Annotated in this window: 16 protein-coding genes and 1 CRISPR repeat array; of the genes, 10 read left to right on the forward strand and 6 right to left on the reverse strand. The window is 52.9% G+C overall.

Annotated features, from left to right (window positions below; genetic code table 11):
* Window positions 1-8: 8 nt before the first annotated feature.
* Window positions 9-947 (reverse strand): capsular polysaccharide synthesis protein, encoded by a 939-nt coding sequence (locus HQ37_RS00075; RefSeq protein ID WP_036878547.1) that lies wholly within the window; start codon window positions 945-947, stop codon window positions 9-11.
* A gap of 12 nt (window positions 948-959) precedes the next feature.
* Window positions 960-2,111: a glycosyltransferase family 4 protein gene (locus HQ37_RS00080; protein WP_081951687.1), complete on the reverse strand. Its 1,152-nt coding sequence runs from the start codon at window positions 2,109-2,111 to the stop codon at window positions 960-962.
* Between the two features lie 615 nt (window positions 2,112-2,726).
* Here HQ37_RS00080 and HQ37_RS00085 point away from each other — a divergent pair.
* The 3 genes from HQ37_RS00085 (at window position 2,727) to pgk (ending at window position 5,986) form a co-directional block, all read left to right on the forward strand.
* On the forward strand, window positions 2,727-3,782 hold the full coding sequence (locus HQ37_RS00085) for an agmatine deiminase family protein (protein WP_036878550.1): 1,056 nt from the start codon (window positions 2,727-2,729) through the stop codon (window positions 3,780-3,782).
* A 5-nt stretch (window positions 3,783-3,787) separates the two neighbouring features.
* Window positions 3,788-4,660 (forward strand): carbon-nitrogen hydrolase, encoded by an 873-nt coding sequence (locus HQ37_RS00090; protein ID WP_036878553.1) that lies wholly within the window; start codon window positions 3,788-3,790, stop codon window positions 4,658-4,660.
* Between the two features lie 69 nt (window positions 4,661-4,729).
* Window positions 4,730-5,986: a phosphoglycerate kinase gene (gene pgk / locus HQ37_RS00095; RefSeq protein WP_036878556.1), complete on the forward strand. Its 1,257-nt coding sequence runs from the start codon at window positions 4,730-4,732 to the stop codon at window positions 5,984-5,986.
* A gap of 67 nt (window positions 5,987-6,053) precedes the next feature.
* Here pgk and HQ37_RS07985 read toward each other — a convergent pair whose 3' ends face one another.
* From HQ37_RS07985 to HQ37_RS00115, 4 genes are read right to left on the reverse strand one after another with little or no spacing between them, the layout of a single operon-like run.
* Window positions 6,054-7,280 (reverse strand): hypothetical protein, encoded by a 1,227-nt coding sequence (locus HQ37_RS07985; protein WP_052080634.1) that lies wholly within the window; start codon window positions 7,278-7,280, stop codon window positions 6,054-6,056.
* A 10-nt stretch (window positions 7,281-7,290) separates the two neighbouring features.
* Window positions 7,291-7,920, reverse strand: coding sequence for a viroplasmin family protein (locus HQ37_RS00105; RefSeq protein ID WP_036878559.1), 630 nt, complete (start codon window positions 7,918-7,920; stop codon window positions 7,291-7,293).
* 10 nt (window positions 7,921-7,930) lie between these two features.
* The gene (locus tag HQ37_RS00110) at window positions 7,931-9,271 is read right to left on the reverse strand and encodes an MATE family efflux transporter (RefSeq protein WP_036878562.1); all 1,341 of its coding nucleotides are present in this window, start codon (window positions 9,269-9,271) and stop codon (window positions 7,931-7,933) included.
* Between the two features lie 12 nt (window positions 9,272-9,283).
* Window positions 9,284-9,982, reverse strand: coding sequence for a peptidylprolyl isomerase (locus HQ37_RS00115; RefSeq protein WP_036878565.1), 699 nt, complete (start codon window positions 9,980-9,982; stop codon window positions 9,284-9,286).
* 874 nt (window positions 9,983-10,856) lie between these two features.
* Here HQ37_RS00115 and HQ37_RS00120 point away from each other — a divergent pair.
* The 7 genes from HQ37_RS00120 to cas2 all read left to right on the forward strand — a co-directional run bounded on the left by HQ37_RS00120 (window position 10,857) and on the right by cas2 (window position 18,732).
* Window positions 10,857-13,163: a CRISPR-associated helicase/endonuclease Cas3 gene (locus HQ37_RS00120; protein WP_052080635.1), complete on the forward strand. Its 2,307-nt coding sequence runs from the start codon at window positions 10,857-10,859 to the stop codon at window positions 13,161-13,163.
* Window positions 13,164-13,233: 70 nt separating this feature from the next.
* Complete coding sequence (gene cas5c, locus HQ37_RS00125; protein ID WP_036878567.1) at window positions 13,234-13,908, forward strand: type I-C CRISPR-associated protein Cas5c; 675 nt, start codon at window positions 13,234-13,236, stop codon at window positions 13,906-13,908.
* Window positions 13,905-15,800, forward strand: a complete 1,896-nt coding sequence (gene cas8c / locus HQ37_RS00130; RefSeq protein ID WP_052080636.1) for a type I-C CRISPR-associated protein Cas8c/Csd1 — start codon at window positions 13,905-13,907, stop codon at window positions 15,798-15,800. Before cas5c ends, cas8c begins: the two co-directional genes overlap by 4 nt.
* Before the next feature lie 40 nt (window positions 15,801-15,840).
* Window positions 15,841-16,713 carry a type I-C CRISPR-associated protein Cas7/Csd2 gene (cas7c, locus tag HQ37_RS00135; RefSeq protein WP_036878569.1) on the forward strand — a complete coding sequence of 291 codons (873 nt, stop codon included), beginning with the start codon at window positions 15,841-15,843 and terminating at the stop codon, window positions 16,711-16,713.
* 15 nt (window positions 16,714-16,728) lie between these two features.
* The gene (cas4, locus tag HQ37_RS00140) at window positions 16,729-17,412 is read left to right on the forward strand and encodes a CRISPR-associated protein Cas4 (protein WP_036878572.1); all 684 of its coding nucleotides are present in this window, start codon (window positions 16,729-16,731) and stop codon (window positions 17,410-17,412) included.
* Window positions 17,409-18,437, forward strand: a complete 1,029-nt coding sequence (cas1c, locus tag HQ37_RS00145; RefSeq protein ID WP_036878574.1) for a type I-C CRISPR-associated endonuclease Cas1c — start codon at window positions 17,409-17,411, stop codon at window positions 18,435-18,437. The genes cas4 and cas1c overlap by 4 nt, the downstream gene beginning before the upstream one ends.
* Before the next feature lie 4 nt (window positions 18,438-18,441).
* Entirely contained in the window at window positions 18,442-18,732 is a 291-nt protein-coding gene (gene cas2 / locus HQ37_RS00150; protein ID WP_036878577.1) for a CRISPR-associated endonuclease Cas2, read from the forward strand.
* Window positions 18,733-18,960: 228 nt separating this feature from the next.
* Window positions 18,961-19,266: a CRISPR direct-repeat array (repeat unit 34 nt; unit sequence GTCGCATCCCTCTCGGGATGCGTGAATTGAAACC).
* Window positions 19,267-19,322: the final 56 nt, after the last annotated feature.

A 19,322-nucleotide genomic window follows, 5' to 3' on the forward strand; every position in this document is an offset into this window, starting at 1 on the left:
TATGAGCTCTAAGGCATCACCCCTGCCTGGGTCAATACCTCCTCGAGGCGTCTCTGTGCCTCGGGACCGAAGTAGGTCATCTTGTGGATGCCACAGCGATCGATCGCCTCGGCATAGCCCATCGCTCGATAGTCCCCACCATTGACCTTGGTATGGATCACGTGGGGGAGGACGTCGCTCACGATCGGGCAATTCTCCCCTGTGATACCACTATGCAGCAATTCATTGAAAAGGATCTGATAGATGAAATAATCCAGTACTCTACTTTGGGTCTTCCAATAATGGAGGAGCAAATCCAATAGCGTGCTGAGCATCTTGCTCTGAGGCTTAGAGAAGATCACACTATTGAGACACCTAACCGAGAATCTCCGATCCCACCCCCAGTAGGGGTAATAGCTCGCTCGCCAATAGAGCTTGTCGGGCTCGTCCTCTGAGCGTTGGAACATGAAGAACTCGCTCTGGCTGTACAGCTCGTCGAAGGGACGGGTAAGTAAGATCGTCGCATCAAGCCATACCCCTCCGTAGGTTGCCAGGAGGGCCGTGCGGAGTAGGTCTGAGAAGATCGTACGGTTGTAGCCTCCCTGCTCCCTCATCCGCTGATATACAAACTCAGGCAGATCAATGTAATCACCAATCATTGCGTCCGAGAGGCGAATGATCTCATACTCCCCTCGATGACGATCGACAGAGGCAAAGCAGAGGCGTACGATCTCGGGTAGATCGGCCTCATCGACTCCCTGCCCCCAATATTGCCAAATGACCTTGCGTCCAGCCAGATCCTGCTTGGGCTGTAGCTCGTAGTGTGGGATCTGCCCTTGGATATAGGCCTGTATCTGCCTCTGCCAATAGCGGGAGAGGGTCTGATACCTTCTGATGATGGGCCATTGGCGTAGGTCTAGCCATAGCCTCGTGGGGATCAACTTCGTGATCTTGTGCACTAGGGACATAGTGGTTGGGGATTAAGGTGAGACGCTCGAGGATAGAATGCTCGGAGAGCTCTCGTCAAGCTCCACCCCGAGGATGGAGGCGAAGAGCTGATGAAGCCCTTGCAGGTATGGCTCTAGGGCATAGTGCTGCTCGAGATGCTCTCGAGACCGCTCGCCCATGAGGCGGCGCTCCTCGGGGTGCTCCTGCATCCAACAGATTTGTCGGGCGAGGTCTGTGGGATCACGAGGCTCTGCCAATAAGCCTGTGTATCCGGGGACGATCAGGTCTCGACTGCCCGGGATATTGCTCACGATGGTAGGCAGACCGAGAGCCATGGCCTCCCGAAGGACTCTCGGGGAGGCATCTCGGTATGAGGGGAGGACGTAGACCTCAGCTCCGGCGATGTAACGCATAGCCTCGCTCGATGGGCCGACGAAGTGGAAGCATTCGGGTACTGGCCCTCTCATCGCTAGGGCATAGTCTGCCCCGGAATAGTCCCCTACGAGGACAAGGCTGAGCGATGGGTCTGCGATGAGGTTGATCGCCTCGACGAGGGTTGTCAGCCCCTTATAGGGCCGACCTAGGGTATTGGCCACAGAGACGAGCCTAAGACTTATAGGTCGATCGGCCTTGGGGTGTAGGGGCTCTCGAGCAGCCTCCTGGGTCCATTCGAGGGCAAAGGGTTTAGTATGTACAGAGAGCTTACTCGGGGGTATGAAGTGCTCCATGTAGGAGCGAATATGCTCCGTCTCACAGATCAAATGCGTAACCCTGGGGTTGAGGACGCCGAGGTAATAGGTCGGATCCCACCGACGCACTCGTGCCCCCGTCCCCCTATAGCCGATATGTTTGCCTCGGCGACCGAGGGTGGCCAATAGGGCATTGGAGAGGCCAGAGCTCCCCACCGAGTAGATCAGATCGAAGCAGTAGCAACTGTCATAGCGGCGCAGCTGACAGATAGCGGGCCAAGAGCATTTGGAGGTAATAGGCGATAGAGGTAGATAGGTGATACCTCCCTCTTGCCAGGGTGAGGACTCTACCTTTTGACTGGGCTTGCATTCGGCCGTAACATAGACCTCCCAATGCGCCTTGGAGGCGAGGTATTGGGCTAGGTGGAGCGTGATCGAGTCCATCTCTCTATGCGTAAAGAGTACTCGAGGCGAATGCTGTCTTCTTATCTTCATCGTCAGAAACCTTGGACTACAAAGGTAACGAGAAAACTTCAGCTATTCCCCTGCCCACCCCAGGGCAACCGCATCAAATCTCCGCTATCTTCTTAACATGCTGATTATCAGATTAAATTTTGATCCTGATTTCTCCCAACCTCTACTTTGCAGGAAGAAATAGCTACTGATAATCAATGGGTTAGATTTTGACACGGTTGCTCTGTACCCTCTACGACGTCGAGCGAACGCATTCCCAAAACGGAGTGTCCTCAAAACGGGAGCAATCTTGAGATCGTCCCATCCGTTCTCCTATTCATACCTCAACAGAGATCCTATGTTAGACCTTACTCGAGAGCCTACTTGAGTCTCGGCTGAGATCCTACTTAGACCTCGATGGAGATCCTATTTGAGCCTCGGTCGAGAGCCTATCGGGAGAGAAGCAGAGCTCTCGAAGGGGGCGAGATGAGGGAGCTTCAGGGACTCATCAACGAGCTTCTCCTCAGACAAGAGACCACGACAAGAGAGACGATCACAAGACGGTACATAGAGCTCAAGAGGAGGCTGCGCCATTATTGGTTATCTTTGCACTCGCAATTAACTCAGTATTCAGCATATCATTCAGATATATACTCTATGGACATTCAAATCAGACTCATCCCCGAGTGGGAGGCTCAGGATGCCGTTATCATCTCTTGGCCGCATGCCGAGACCGATTGGGCACATATCCTCGACGAGGCAGACGCTTGCTACAGAGAGCTCGCAAGGGCTATCCTGCGCTTTGAGGATCTGATCATCCTTACCCCAGAGGTTGAGCGCATACAGCAGTTCTTCGGCGAAGAGGCCTTTGCTCACCAGCTACGCTTCATCGAGCTTCCCACCAATGACACCTGGGTGAGGGACTACGGGCCTCTCTCCTTCCGCCTCAAGACAGAGGAGGAGGAGCTCAAGGCTATAGCAGACTTCACCTTCAACGGCTGGGGAATGAAGTTCGCCGCAGATGCGGACAACCTGGTCAATCGAGCCTTGTATGTGGGTAGGTACTTTGCCTCCGATATTCAGCGACTCAACAACCTCTTGCTCGTCCTCGAGGGTGGAGGCGTAGAGAGTGATGGAGAGGGGACAATCCTCACGACAGAGAGCTGCATCTTCGAGCCCAATCGCAACCCAGGCTTCGATGAAGAGGAGCTCAAGGCTATGCTCCGTGAGACACTGGGTGCGGATCGTCTGCTCATGCTGCGCCATGGTGACTTAGAGGGGGACGATACCGATGGGCACATCGACACGCTCGCTCGCTTCGTCGATACAGAGACCATAGCCTACGTGTGCTGCGATGATACCGAGGATGAGCACTATCATCGCCTCAAGCGCATGGAGCAGGAGCTCGAACAACTGACTACACCCGAGGGCAAGCCCTACAGGCTCATTCCCCTTCCCCTACCCAGTGCTATCCATGAGGAGGATGGGCATCGACTGCCAGCCACCTACGCCAACTTCCTCTTCGTCAATGGAGGGCTGCTCGTACCCACCTATGCCCAGAGCTCGGATGAGGTAGCCCTATCTCGACTCAGAGAGGCCCTACCGGGGCTCGAGGTCGTAGGCGTAGACTGCCGCACACTGATCCGCCAACATGGCAGCCTGCACTGCGCTACGATGCAGCTGCCGCAGGGATTTATTAACCCTAATAAATAATCACAATGAAAGTAGGTATTATTCAGCAGGCCAATAGCTCAGACCTGCGCCACAACATAGATCGGCTCAAGAGCAGCATCCGCACGCTTGCCCTCGAGGGGGCAGAGCTCGTCGTCCTGCAAGAGCTTCACAACGGGTTGTACTTTTGCCAAGAGGAGAACGTAGACATCTTCGACCAGGCAGAGCCCATACCTGGGCCTAGTACGGATGAGTTTGGTTCCCTAGCCCGAGAGCTAGGCATTGTGCTCGTACTCTCACTCTTCGAGCGAAGGGCTCCAGGTCTATATCACAACACAGCTGTCGTCCTCGAACGAGATGGAAGCATTGCAGGTAAATACCGCAAGATGCACATCCCTGATGACCCCGCCTACTACGAGAAGTTCTACTTCACTCCAGGCGATCTTGGCTTCGAGCCCATCGACACCTCTGTGGGTCGCTTAGGGGTCTTGGTCTGCTGGGATCAGTGGTATCCCGAGGCTGCACGCCTCATGGCTATGAAGGGGGCTGAGCTACTCATTTACCCCACAGCGATCGGCTGGGAGAGCAGCGATCATGCCCACGAGCAGACGAGGCAGAGCGACGCTTGGCAGCTCGTACAACGTGGGCATGCCGTAGCCAATGGGCTGCCAGTCATTGCGGTCAATCGTGTAGGACACGAGGCAGACCCGACAGGGCAGACCCGAGGCATTCTCTTCTGGGGGCGTAGCTTCGTGGCCGGGCCACAGGGTGAGCTACTGGCCGAGCTGGGTCAGGAGGAAGGGCTCCGTATCATAGAGATTGACCTCGAGCGGAGCGAGCGAGTTCGTCGCTGGTGGCCCTTCTTCAGAGATCGACGCATCGATGCCTTCGAAGACCTCACCAAACGATATAGGCTCTAAACGTATAAAGCACTATCTTTGCGTGCGAACGTAAAGAGATTATCCATCATAACTAAAACAACGAAAGAAATGACTATCGAACAGTTCAATTTCTCAGGTAAGAAGGCTTTCGTTCGAGTAGACTTCAACGTCCCCCTCGACGCCGACTTCAACATCACTGACGACACCCGCATACGTGCCGCCCTACCTACACTCAAGAAGATTCTCGCCGACGGTGGCTCTGTCATCATTGGCTCACACCTCGGCCGACCCAAGAAGGTTGAGGATAAGTTCTCCCTGCGCCACATCCTTGCTCACGTGTCTGAGTGCCTGGGTGTAGAGGTGCAGTTCGCAAATGACTGCGTTGGTGCAGAGGCTGTCGAGAAGGCTGCTGCCCTGAAGCCAGGCGAAGCTCTCCTGCTCGAGAATCTCCGCTTCTATGCCGAAGAGGAAGGTAAGCCAAGAGGCCTAGCCGAAGATGCCTCAGACGAGGAGAAGGCTGCCGCTAAGAAGGCTGTTAAGGAGAGTCAGAAGGAGTTCACCAAGAAGCTTGCTAGCCTAGCCGACTGCTATGTAAACGACGCCTTCGGTACAGCTCACCGCGCCCATGCCTCTACGGCTCTTATCGCAGCATACTTCGACAAGGACAACAAGATGTTCGGTTACCTCATGGGCAAGGAAGTGAATGCTGTGGCTAAGGTGATGCAGGACATCAATCGTCCCTTCACGGCTATCATGGGGGGCTCAAAGGTCTCTAGCAAGATCGACATCATCGAGAACCTACTGGGCAAGGTAGATAACCTCATCCTCACAGGCGCAATGACCTACACCTTCTTCAAGGCAGAGGGAGGCAACATCGGCAACTCACTCTGCGAAGAGGATAAGCTCGACCTAGCTCGTGAGATCGTAGCCAAGGCTAAGGCCAACGGAGTAAACCTCGTACTGAGCTCTGACTCGAAGATCGCAGATGCCTTTGCCAACGATGCCAAGACAGACTATGCTCAGAACGACAACATCCCCACTGGCTGGATCGGTATGGACATCGGCCCTGAGAGCATCAAGACTTACGCCGAGGTGATCAAGGCTTCGAAGACAATCCTTTGGAATGGCCCTACAGGGGTGTTTGAGATGGATAATTTCTCCGAAGGTACTCGTGCCGTGGCCGAAGCTATTGCCGAGGCTACTGCAGCAGGGGCATTCTCCCTCGTTGGCGGTGGAGATAGCGTTGCAGCTGTCAATAAGTTTGGCTTCGCTGACAAGGTTAGCTATGTGTCTACTGGTGGCGGTGCTCTACTGGAGGCGATCGAGGGCAAGAAGCTCCCCGGTATCGCAGCTATCGAAGACTAAGCACTCGATACCCTTCTACAAATCAATAGGCCTCGGGCGAACGCTTGTTCGCTCGAGGCTTATTGACTTATGGCTCTATCTCCACATAAGCATAGAAGCCACCACCCTCGGGCAAGGGGGTCAAGCCCCAATGCCCCCCATAGAGTCTCCCCTCTGCATCGAAGAGAGGCGGCAGGCCTGAGCGGCGAACCTGCTCTGCCATGGCCTCTCGATCGCTTAAGTAGAGCAGTCTGTAATACCCTCGCTTAGAGGGGTGAATGTAACGCTGATACAATTGATGAGCCAATACCCCCATAGTTGTACGCAGATTGATCTCTACACAGGGGTGCAGCCTAGGCCTTTCGTCCCAAGGAGCTGAGTAGACAAAGAGGTCTACACCGATATAACCCCGATAGCCCGAGCCTAGCGAATGGGAGAGGAAGCGACAGTGCTGCTCCACTACAGCGGCGAGTACCTCTGCACCGACGAGCTGCTCGAGCTCCTCCCTCAGCTGTGCTTCACCTGCGAGGATATTCCCTCGATAGGCTCCACTAGCCTCATGGGTCTCGAAATGAGAGAGACCAAGCAGAGACACTTGTCCTAGACCATCGCTCCAGTACTCGAGAGCCCAATTGTCCAGCACCTGTAGCATCGGCTCGAGGCTCAGAGAACCACTACGGCGACAGCCTGCAGCGAGGGCACGCACCCGATCAGCCCCTAGAGGTAGAGGGATGGGCTGTACTCCTCGACCCGAAGAGCTGAAGGGACGCTTGGCAAAGAGAGCCTGGAGGCCTAGATATTGCTGCTGATAGGCCCTAGCCCAATACTCGATCTCGGCCTCGATCTCGTGCTCGGGACGATCGCCCTCGATCCATCGAGGCTGGAGATACTGAGGGGCTAACGAATGCTCTACAAGCTGCCGCAGTAGTCCCTCGGCACTTCGTCGGTGGGAGAGGCTCAGATAGGCCTCTGAGATCTGAGGCTGGATGAGACGGAGAGATGGATAAGCCTCCTGTAGCTGTTGGGTGATCACACGCAGTAGATGGAGCTCGAGGGCCCAAGGGCTTAGCTCTAGAGCCTCGGGGAGAACCTCGGGGGATAAGACCTCGGCCAAGGAGTGATCGAGCAACCTACCCCAAGAGCCATCCTGCTCGGGCTGCCAAACGAAATCCCCCTCCTCAGCAAAGACTTGCATCAGAGGGGCAAGCTCGCTCATCATCCGGCATACCTCCCTCTTGGGAGTATAACGCTGACTGAGAGGGATGCGTAGAGCCTCTTCGTGTCCAGGGTTGAAGATCCAAAGCTTGGGTATCATGATCGCATGGCTAACCCTTACGGCCAAAGTCGGCTGGGATCTCGCCCCAGTTCGGCGTATCCCATTTGTAGATCGGATTTCTATAGGTATGCTCATGCAACCATTTCTCCGCTCTAAGCACGAGGTCGAGCACAGGGGCGGACTTAGGCGTGCGCTGCAGCAAGGTCTTGCAACGCTTGTTACGTACCCAAGAGATGGCGGTAACGCTGTCCGAATAGATCGGCAAATGCTCCATATTGCGCTGCTTGAGCAGGGCCAGGGCATGGACGATAGCGAGGAACTCTCCAATATTGTTCGTACCCTCTGGCAGAGGGCCTACGTGGAAGATCTCCTGATGCGTGTCTACCCTAACGGCTCTATACTCCATTACCCCTGGATTGCCACTACAGGCGGCATCGACAGCTAGGGCTGCAAAGATTGGCTTGCCGGACATAGGAGCAGCCTCCTCTTGACTCCCGTAGTGTCTACGATAGAAGCCCTCCGCTCCGTCCTCGAAGGCCTGCATAGCCTGCGAACGAGAGGGGAAGGCCTTGTAACGAGCCCCCTTGACCCCTTCGATCTGTTGGCGACACTCCTCCCAACTGTCATAGACTCCAGGCTCGAGGCCTGACCAGACGACGTACCACTTCTTACCTGCCATAATGTGTCAGTTATTTGATGAAAGTAATCTTGCGAAACCGATAGCGAAGTAATAGTCCTAGAGTCAGTAAGCCTATCGGATAAGCACTCCAAATAGCCGTTAGCTGCAGGGCTGGGTCTGTCAGCCCCAGTCGGAAGCCGAAGACATAGTTGAGCAATGGCTCTAACCCCATGTGTACAGCCGTAGCAGCAATAGCCAGGAAGAGCACGTCCTGCATCCCCCTTAGGGCATTGGCATAGATGACTTGCAGAGCATCTCCAATCTGATAGAGGATAACGGGGATAAGGCCAACGGCCACCATCTCTGCCAGGGCAGGATCGCTCCCAAAGATATAGCCAATCTGATGCCTACCCAGCCACATCAGGAGCATGGCATTGAGTGCCACACCGAAGGAGACCTCAATCCCGACCCTAACGGCCAAGCGTGCACCGACTAGATCACCCCGAGCCCTCGAGCGACTCACCAGGATCGTCGTGGCTGCACCTAGGCCATAGTAAACGAAGTAGCCAATGGTCGTAACGACGCACAGTATCTGATGCACGGCTAGAGGGATAACTCCGAGCTTCGTAACAAAGAGCAAGGCAATAGTGAAGGCCCCTGCCTCGACTCCAGCATATAACCCGATGGGCATCCCCATGTGTACGAGGCTGCGAAGGTAGAGCCGACGAAGCCTCCAGCGAATAGGACGGGGGAAAGCAAGGCGAAAGTGCGCTACACGCCCAAAGAAATATACAAAGGCCAGGAGGGTAAAGAGCCGCGCCAAGACTGTAGAGAGACCTGCCCCCCACAACCCCCACTCGGGTAGCCCCCAATGACCAAAGATGAAGAGCCAATTACCAAAGATATTGAGCCCATTGGAGGCCAATACAACCCACATCCCGACGTCCGTACGCCCCGAGCCATCGAAGAATTGCTTGAAGGCATTGAAGAGCATAAAAAGGACGAAGGAGAGTAGCTGCAGCAGGTAGTAGGGCTTAGCAATCGGGATGAGCTCGCTCGGCAGATCGGTATGCTCTAGGTTCAGGTAGAGGGCGAGCATGAGGAGAGACACAACGAGGGCTACGAGCACATTGAGCAGGAGGCTGTGCAGCATGAGATGCCCTGCCCTCGCATAACGCTCTCGGGTATAGGCATGGGTTACCAACGGGGTAAGCCCATAGGCAAAGCCCATCCCGAAGATGAAGACCAGGGCGAAGATATTATTGACAAAGGAAGCCGCCGCTAGCTCGTGGGTGCTGTGATGGCCAACCATGATATTGTCGGCAAAGCTGACAAATATCGTTCCCACCTGCCCCAGGACAATGGGCAGGCCCGTGTGAAGCAGCTCCCGATAAGGCTTGCTCGAGGTCATCCCGGCCGAGGACTAGAGCTTCTTGCGCTCCTTGCCCTCCAGCACCCGCATACGACGGATGAAGATAGACTTGAGCGGACGATCCTCTTCGTTCGTTTGGAAGCGTTGGATCTTGTCCACCACGCTCCACCCGTCCACGAGACGGCCGAAGACTGTGTAGTTGCCATCCAGGTGAGGCGTCCCCCCTTGGAGCATGTATTGCTTCACCTGCTCGGGGCTGTATTGGTATCCTCCCTTGGCCATGATCTCCTTCATGTCAAACTCTGTGTAGAACTTCCCCGTAACGATGTAGAACTGAGTGGCCGAAGACTCCTTCTCAGGGTTTACATCATCTGGCAGTCGAGCTGCTGCGAGTGAGCCACGTAGGTGAATGAAACGCTCGGGCATCAGCTCTGCCATGACTATGCCAGCCGTAGAGTCTACAGGGAGCTCTTCGTCGGACTTAAGGCTCGACTTAGCCTCTAGGTTGCCACCTTGGATCATGAAGTCCTTGATGATGCGGTGGAAGATTACATCCTCATAGGCCCCAGCACGTACCTGGGCGAGGAAGTTGTCTCGATGCTTGGGAGTCTCGTTGTATAGTTCGACGACGAACTTCCCTCTATTGGTTTCGATCAAAACTTGCTGGCGCACCTCTGCGCTCTGCTGTGCGTCGAGGGTTGTGCTGCCCACAAGGGCGAGGAAGGAGGCAAAGAGTAATTTACGTACCATACAGTAATTGAAGGGTAATTCGAATAGCAATGGATAGCAAAGGTACAGATAATATTATTCGATCGTGAAGCCACTATCCCTTGAAGCTCCACACAAACCATCGGGATAATCCCAGGAGCCCCCCCTCTAGAGCCCCCGAGACAACGAGCTAAGAGCTCTCGATAGCCTCTCGACCGAGATCTAAGTAAGCCCTCCATCGAGACCCAAATAGGATCGCAACCGAGACTCAAGTAGGAGCTCCATCGAGGTCTAAGTAGGATCGCCATCGAGACTCAAGTAGGCTCTCTATCGAGGTCTAAGTAAGATCGCAACAGAGCTCCCAACAGGGGCGAAGCGGAGCGGCTTTCGAGGATTCGACGAGGTTATCCATCCCCTTTCGCTCGCAGAGGGAGCAAAATCTCGCAAACCCTCCTACAAAAACTAACCCCACGGGCTGGTATTAGCCCGTGGGGTTATACGATTGAGGCCATAGAGATGCCCTAACACATGTTTCAACTCACCCCGATCTGACAAACGGGTACACAAAGATACAACAGAAATGCGTAAAGAAATGAAGATTACGACGATGAGCCCCAAGCTATCGTCTCTTCGATCCAGCAGCAAAATTATCCCCTATCACATGAATAAAAAAAATGATTACATTTGCAAGCAAAAGGATAGAGGGGGGAAAAAGTAAGTTTGAACCCAGCTAGATTAATCCCGAGGATAAGAAATGGCAACGAAAACCTACATAATAGAGCTCCTGTATAAGGAAGGCAAAGGCGCGACCTATAAATACGAACGAGTAGTTCTTTGGACATTATGTGATTCTGGCCGTATCTTCGTTGAGAGAGACATGGACAAGGCTTGCTAAAGCCATTAACAACTAAGCAAAATGAGCACCAAAGATCACCTAGCCCACATCAGCGACGACAAGCGAGAGCAGTCGATGAGCGACCATGCAGAGGCCGTAGCAACGCTATGCGCACGATTTATCTCCGAGAGCTATAGCCCTCGACTTACTCCTCTAGGATGGCTAGTGGGTCGCCTCCATGATGCAGGGAAGGCCCAGCCAAGCTTCCAACGATACCTCAGAGCCGTGGCCCTCGAGGGGGAGAGAGCCCCCAAAGCTCCTCATAGTGCCGCTGGGGCTCTGCTGTGCTTCAGAGGTCTTGCGGATCTATACCCCATGACTGCTCAAGCCCTAGCCTACTGCATTGATGGGCATCACAGAGGCCTCAGAGGATACAAAGACCTCGATCAAGTGCTAGAGGACGGAGAAACTCTAATGAGGCTACACGACACACTAGAGCACGATCGACAGGTTAGCACTCTGCTAGAGCATTGGGCAGAGGAACATGGCCACAAGATCGAGAGGCATCTCGGCAAGATGGATAGCGAGGACAGACAGCTATTTGTGCGGATACTATTCTCCTGTCTCACGGATGCGGACTTCCTCGATACAGAGGCTTTCATGGATAGGGAGCGACGGCATCTGCGCCTCGAGATCTCAAGGCAGTACAGCACTATGACAGAGCTCCGAGAGCTCCTCAGACAGCATACCGATCGCTTTCAGGCCACAAGCTCGATCAATCAGAAGCGGAAGCTCTTCTTGGATGCCTGCCGAGAGCACGGGAGGCAGTGTAACAAGGGCTTCTACAGCCTCCTCTTACCTACTGGTGGGGGCAAGACCCTATCCTCCATGGCCTGGGCCCTGGAGCATGCCATACAACACCAGTCGCCCCGCATCATCTACGTCATCCCCTATACCTCGATCATCACACAGACGGCACAAACGTTTAGGGAGATATTCGGCGAGCATAATATCCTCGAGCACCACTCCGACATCAGATTCGAGCGTGATGCAGAGATCGATGAGCGACTAGATAGGACTAGGATCCTCGCCGAGAACTGGGATGCACCGATCATCATCACGACCAACGTACAGTTCTTCGAGTCCCTCTTCGCCCACAAGACCTCTCGATGCCGTAAGCTACACCATATCTGCCAAGCGACCTTGGTATTCGATGAGGTACAGATCTTCCCCACAGGCTTCCTGCACCCTATGCTCAGAGCACTCAATAGCCTCTACTACTCCTTCGGGACGCAAACACTCTTTTGCTCAGCTACCCTACCCAACTTCGACGAGGTCGTCGGCAGCGAATATGCGCACAAAAAGAACTTCTTCGCCCTTGAGGAGAAGGTGCAGCCCATCATCCCATACGATCGGGAGCACTTCGCCCCCTTCGATCGAGTGGACTACCAAATTGAGCCAGTACAGTATAGTATGGAGGGGCTTGCCGAGGCCCTCGCTCAGCATCCCTCTGCCCTCTGCATCGTGAACACTCGTAGGGAAGCCGCTTGCCTCTACCGGAGTCTCATGGGGATAGGGCTTCCCCCAGATAGGGTCATCCATCTCTCTCGCATGATGTGCTCGGCACACATCCAGGATCAGATCACCAGCATCAAGGATCGCCTAGCTCAGGGCGAGCCTACGATCATCGTCAGCACACAGCTCATCGAGGCAGGGGTCGATATTGACCTACCTGTTGTCTACCGAGCGTTCGCAGGGCTAGACTCGATCGTCCAGGCAGGGGGCAGATGTAACCGAGAGGGGCGAGGCCTGGAGCGAGGGCGAATGATCTGCTTCACCCTCACAGAGGGTTCGAGGGCTATGGGAGAGCTCCACGATGCACAGCAGGCATGTAGGCAGCTCCTGAGAACGTGGGCAGGGGATCAAGACCTAACCTCGCCCGAGATCATATCCTCCTACTACAAGATCTTCTACACCGCAGTGTCTCAGTTCGACATCAAAGGCATCGAGAACCTCCTTTGGCATAGTTGCAATAGTGAGAGCTGGCGATTTGATTTTGAGCAAGCTAGCCAGGAGTTTATGATGATAGACGAAAGAAATAAAATAGATATATTTACACCATACAAGAAGGAGGGGGCTAATCTCCTCGGCCAGATCAAATGCGGGAAGCGTCCCCTAGATCGCTCCGCCCTGCGACTGCTACAGCGGTACAGAGTGGGGGTCTATGAGAAGGACTTCGAGACACTCTGCCAGGCAGGACGTCTCGAGCGGGTGGTCATTGACCATCGCTCTGAGAGGGCCATCTATCTACTCACACCAGAGGGCTACGACCTCGCCCTGGGGACTAAAACAGACAATCCATTCATAGATGGGCTACTTGCCGTATAGCCCCACATATAGAACTATTGGGAGAAATAAACTAGAAACAAAGGACACAAACACAAATAAATCAATATCTATGGACAGAAAAACTTATTGTCTAGAGATCCGAGGAGACTTCGCCTGCTTCACTCGACCAGAGCTCAAGGTCGAGCGGGTCTCTTACGACGTCATCACCCCCTCGGCAGCTCGTAACATCTTCCAAGCCATCTTTTGGAAACCAGCCATACAATGGCACGTCCGACGCATCGAGGTGCTTCATCCGATCAAGAAATGCTCGATCCGACGCAATGAGGTCGGCAAGACCATGGGGAAGGACTCCAAACAAATCCTCATAGAAGGCAACCGACAGCAGCGCACTGCCTACCTCCTCCAGGACGTGGCCTATCGGATCTTCGCCGAGATGGAGTTCATCCCGCTAGAGCAACGGCCTCTAGAGCAGCAGGTGGGGGCAGAGCACCCCGAGGCTGAGATCCCTCGCAAGTATCAAGAGATATTCGAGCGCAGAGCCTCTATGGGCCAGTGTCATACTCAACCTTATCTAGGGTGTAGAGAGTTCTCCTGCTCCTTTGAGCTCGTCCCCAACGCTCCAGAGGGGCTTGGGATCGAGGAGAGTAGAGACCTCGGGATCATGCTCTTCGACATGGACTTCGAGGCGAATAAGTCTTGTCCCCCTGCCCTCTTCTTCCATGCAACCATGGAGCATGGGGTCATTATGGTACCATCTAAAGACAGCCAAGAGATACTCCGATGATACTACAAGCTCTCAACGAATATTACCAGGCGATGAATGCCTTAGGCAAGGTCGCCCCATTCGGGATGGAGTGGAAGAGCCTTCCCTTCATCATCGTCATCAGCCCAGAGGGTGAATACGTAGACTTCGTAGACACTAGGGACAAGGGAGAGAACAAACTAGGACGCAGATACCTAGTGGCCAAGACCAAGGGCAGAAGTGGATCTAAGAGCTATGAGACCTCCCAAGTCCTTTGGGATCACTCAGGCTATGTGTTGGGTACCCCGACAGAGCAGGATGCGAACAAGGTCGAGATGGCACCCAAGCAGCATGAGGCGTTCAAACGGGAGCTAAAAGAGCTTTGCGAGACCTTCCCCGAGAATAAAGAGTTCAGAGCCATCCAACTATTCTACGACAAGGGGCAGCATCTAGCCCTACCGCAAGAGGCCATAGAGGCAATAAGCAAAAAGGTGGGGGCGAATATCAGCTTCAGACTGAGCACAGAGAACGATCTCAATCGTTTGATCGCCTCTCATCTAGATATTGCCAGCTATGTAGGAGGCCCATCATCCACAAGCTCCAATAGTGATCCTATAGGCCGCTGCCTCGTAACAGGAGAGAGAGCCCCTATAGCCCGATTACATGGTGGAGTCTCGCTCTTTGGAGCCCAACCAGGGGCCAATCTCATCAGCTTTCAGAAAGGCTCCGGATACGACTCTTACGGCAAAGAGCAAGGCCTCAATGCCCCCATCTCTGTGGCCTCCTCCGACGCCATATCGACAGCCCTCAACCACCTCCTCCTGGCTGATAGCAATACAAATTATCGTATTGGAGATACGACCTTTGTGTTTTGGAGTACACTGCACCAAGACAGCCTACTCGAATGCTACAAAAAGGCCACCTTCAACGGCATAGAAACAAGCCGAAACGATGCAGACGATGAGGAGGACGACGAGGATACCCCTAAGCGTCCACGTAGGAAGGCCAGCTCTAAGCCCCAAGGACCAGACCCAGAGCTAGAGGCTCACAAGGTACTCAGTGCCCTGAAGAGCATACGTGGGAATAAGGGGGCTCATATCGACCGGAAGAGCCAAGATCAGTTCTATATCCTGGGGCTTACCCCAAATGCAAAAAGAATATCGGTCAAGCTTTGGCAGCAAGGTAGCGTCCAAGAGATCGTCTCCAACACGCTGAAGCATCTCGAGGACATGAATATTGTCCGATTCGGAGGCCTTGTAGACAACGAACATCCACGTCTACGATCCTTATACACAGTCATGAAGGCCGTGTCTTCATCCAACAAGTCAGACAAGTGGTCTGCTCTCATGATCCAAGGCATAGTCGAGAGTATTGTCAAGGGACGTCCCTACCCCGAGGCATTACAACTCGCTTGCCTAGAGCGCATCCTGCATGACCACAGCACCTCCAGCCCTGTGTCAGAGCTAAGGGCTGCCATCCTCAAAGCATATATCAACCGCAAATACAACTACGAACGTATCACCATGGCACTAGACAAGACCAACGCAGAGCCTGCCTATTTGGCTGGAAGACTTTTTGCTGTCCTAGAGGGCATTCAGAAAGCAGCTATCAAACAAGCCAATGCGACCATCACCGACAGGTATTATCGCACGGCATCGAGTACCCCTGGCATTATCTTTGGCCGATTGACCCAACTCAGCGTACATCACCTCTCCAAGATCGACAAGGAAAAGCCTGGGCTTGCATATCTATTCCGCAAGGAGATAGAGCAGATTTATAGCCTTTTGCCAGGGGGCACAGCTCGCTTCCCCAAGTATCTTAACCCTGATGAACAGAGCATATTTGCCGCAGGCTATTACCATCAGCGTAATACTTCGCTCAAGAATGAGAAAGGAGACCTTCAAGAGCAAGAAATGTTAGAGACAGCCAACTAAATCGTAATCATTATTATCTCACTTAATAAACTTTACCCTTATGGAATCACCTATCATTAGCAACCGCTACGACTTCCTCTACTTCTTCGATGTGCAGGATGGCAACCCCAACGGAGATCCCGATGCCGGCAACCTACCACGCCTAGACTTCGAGACAGGCCAGGGATTGGTTACGGATGTATGCCTCAAGCGCAAGGTTCGCAACTATATCGAACTAGTCCGCGAGGAGCTCGCCCCAGAAGATAGAGAGTTCTACAAGATCTTCATTCGAGAGAAGGCGATACTGAACCAAACCATCGCTGCCGAATACGATGCGGCTGGAGGCAAAAGTATTGAGGATGCCCGAGCACGTATGTGTGCCCATTACTACGATGTGCGCACCTTCGGAGCAGTAATGTCAACAGGAGAGAAAGGGAAAAATGCTGGACAGGTACGAGGGGCAATCCAATTGACCTTTGCTCGCTCCATAGATCAAGTATTCTCCAGCGAGCATACTATCACTCGTATGGCCGTTGCCACTGAAAAAGAGGCGAAGGATCAAAGCGGAGATAATCGGACTATGGGCCGCAAAGCAACCATTCCCTACGGTCTCTATCGCACACAGGGCTTCATATCAGCTGCTTTGGCAAAGGACACCAAGTTCTCAGAGCAAGATTTAGAGCTATTTTGGAGGGCTCTCCAAAATATGTTCGACGTGGATCGCTCCGCAGCACGAGGCCTGATGGCTGCACGTAAGTTGATCGTATTCAAGCATCAAAGCAAACTCGGCAACGCCCCTGCACACAAGCTCTTCGACCTGATCAAAGTCGAGCGAAAAGCCCCAGACCAAGCTCCCCGCTCGTTCGACGACTACATCATCAAGATTGACAGGGAAGGACTACCCCAAGGCGTAGAGATCCTGGAGCTCATATAGCTTAGATAGTACTCTATGGAAACCAAGAGATATACAGAGGATGAGTTGCTATTCCTCTCCGACATACAACATTATACCTTCTGTCCTAGACAATGGTATCTGATGTGCATGGAACAAATGTGGGAGGATAATCACCTCACTGTCGAAGGAGCTCTACTACACAGCAAAGTACACGAACCTGAGCAGAGTGAACGCCGAGGAGACGTTATCACACTCCGATCTGTACCCTTGGCTTCCTATCAACTAGGTCTTTATGGGTTCTCCGATGCGGTGGAGCTAGTCCCCGCATCGGACCCCATAGGCCCAGCCTTCGTACACCCTCAGTATCCTGGCCGCTGGGATGCGACCCCAGTCGAATACAAAAGAGGGAAACCTAAGCGGCACAATGCAGACCGCCTCCAATTGTGCGCCCAGGCTATCTGCCTTGAGGAGACTTACGGCATTCATATCCCACGAGGTTACTTATTCTATGGGGAAATAAAGCACCGAGAGGCGGTATTGCTTGACGAAGCCTTGAGGCTAGAGCTTTTTGATATAACAGAGCAGATGCATCGGGCATACGAAAGTAAACGTCCTATTGCAGCCGTCTACTCGTCTAAGTGTCGCTCCTGCTCACTAGTAAACCAATGCCTTCCTCGAGCCAATCAATTCGGCTCCGCCTCTGAATATCTGCTACGAAACAACTTGTTTAATCCATGAGACGTCTACTCAATACCCTATACATCCTCAGTCCCAACGCATATCTGAGCAAAAATGGAGAGAACCTCATCGTGCGTATCGAACAAGATGAGGCTATGCGCTTGCCCATCCACAATATCGAGGGGGTAATTTCTTTCTCCCGTATGGGAGCATCACCAGGGGCCATGCACCTATGCGTGCAGAATGGGATTAAGCTAACTTTCCTATCCCCTACTGGCCGGTATATTGGGAGCTTAGAGGGAGGGATCAAAGGAAATGTATTACTGCGTAGAACCCAATATCGTCTCGCAGACGATAATGTATGTTCTGCCCATCTTGCCTCCGTTTTTATTGCAGGAAAGATCGCCAACCATAGGGCCGTACTAGCTCGCTTTTGCCGAGACCATCAACCCGAGGAGGGTGTGGAGAAGCAAATCAAGGAGATCATTCTTCAGCTCAAGGAAGAGCAAAAGAAACTGGCCAATGTGGCAGATCGAATGACTGTCATGGGGATAGAGGGGAATGCCGCAAAGTTATATTTCTCCGTTTTTAATCACCTCATCCTCAACGCAGACTTTCCCTTCTCTGGAAGGCACAAGAGGCCACCCAAGGATATGGTCAATGCCCTCTTATCTTTCTTCTATACCTTACTCGCTCACGATGTACGTGCTGCACTGGAGAGTGTTGGTCTAGACCCTTTTGTAGGGTTCTTACATGTAGATCGACCTGGCAGGGCTGGCCTTGCCTTAGACATGATGGAGGAGCTGAGGGCCTATATTGTCGATCGCTTTGTACTATCTGTCATCAATAAGCGACAAATTAGCTCCAAGGACTTTCTGACCCAAGGAGAGAATGGCATACTGCTTAAAGAAGATACCCGTAAGGCTCTAATCAAGTTATGGCAGCAACGCAAGAGAGACGAACTGACCCATCCTTTCCTCAGAGAAAAAATACCTGTAGGCTTGATCCCCTATGTGCAGGCTCAGCTGCTGGCACGACATTTGAGAGGGGATCTAGACGAGTATCCTGTATTTCTCATTCAATAGTGTTATGTATCTGCTTATTACCTATGATGTCTGTACTTCCAGCCCATCTGGAGCGAAACGACTGAGGCAGGTCGCACGCATATGTCAAAATTATGGCCAAAGGGTGCAGAATTCTGTCTTTGAATGCCTCGTAGAGCCAGCTCAGTTTGTCTCCTTACAGCACCAGTTACTCTCCGTCATTGATAAAGAGTTAGATAGCCTGCGGATATACCACCTAGGGAATAATTACAAGAGGCAGATATTCTGCTTTGGGAAAGTAACCTCATTTGAGATAGAGGGAGAGCTAATCATCTAGAGTTTCTTGAACCTACTTCAATCTCAATAGGCTATCCCCAGGGGCTAGGTCTAAGGCTCTGCGAACCTCAAGTGCACAGCAAAACCCTGGAGATCTCGCAAGTGCTTATTCTCAGCACTTTGGCTATTTTTGTAGGACTAGTTCGTAAGAGAGATCTTTGACGTATTTGATTATTCGCATTTTACCCCTCTACAGTTCGCATAAATTCTATACTTTTGTGCCTATACTGTCGCATCCCTCTCGGGATGCGTGAATTGAAACCTAGATCACTTGCTGATTGATTACACCCCAAAGGTAGTCGCATCCCTCTCGGGATGCGTGAATTGAAACCGTATGCTCACCTCGGGGGCTCACCTCGAGGAGTGTCGCATCCCTCTCGGGATGCGTGAATTGAAACCTCGGGGGCTACGTAGCGGAAAAATCCAAGAATATCGTCGCATCCCTCTCGGGATGCGTGAATTGAAACCTTAGTCCCATTAAGCCTACGGATTTCGTTGATAGTCGCATCCCTCTCGGGATGCGTGAATTGAAACCCACCGCCATAGCAGGAGCGATATACCTATATAAGTCGCATCCCTCTCGGGATGCGT

The sequence above is a fragment of the Porphyromonas sp. COT-239 OH1446 genome (assembly GCF_000768875.1).
Taxonomy (GTDB): Bacteria; Bacteroidota; Bacteroidia; order Bacteroidales; family Porphyromonadaceae; genus Porphyromonas.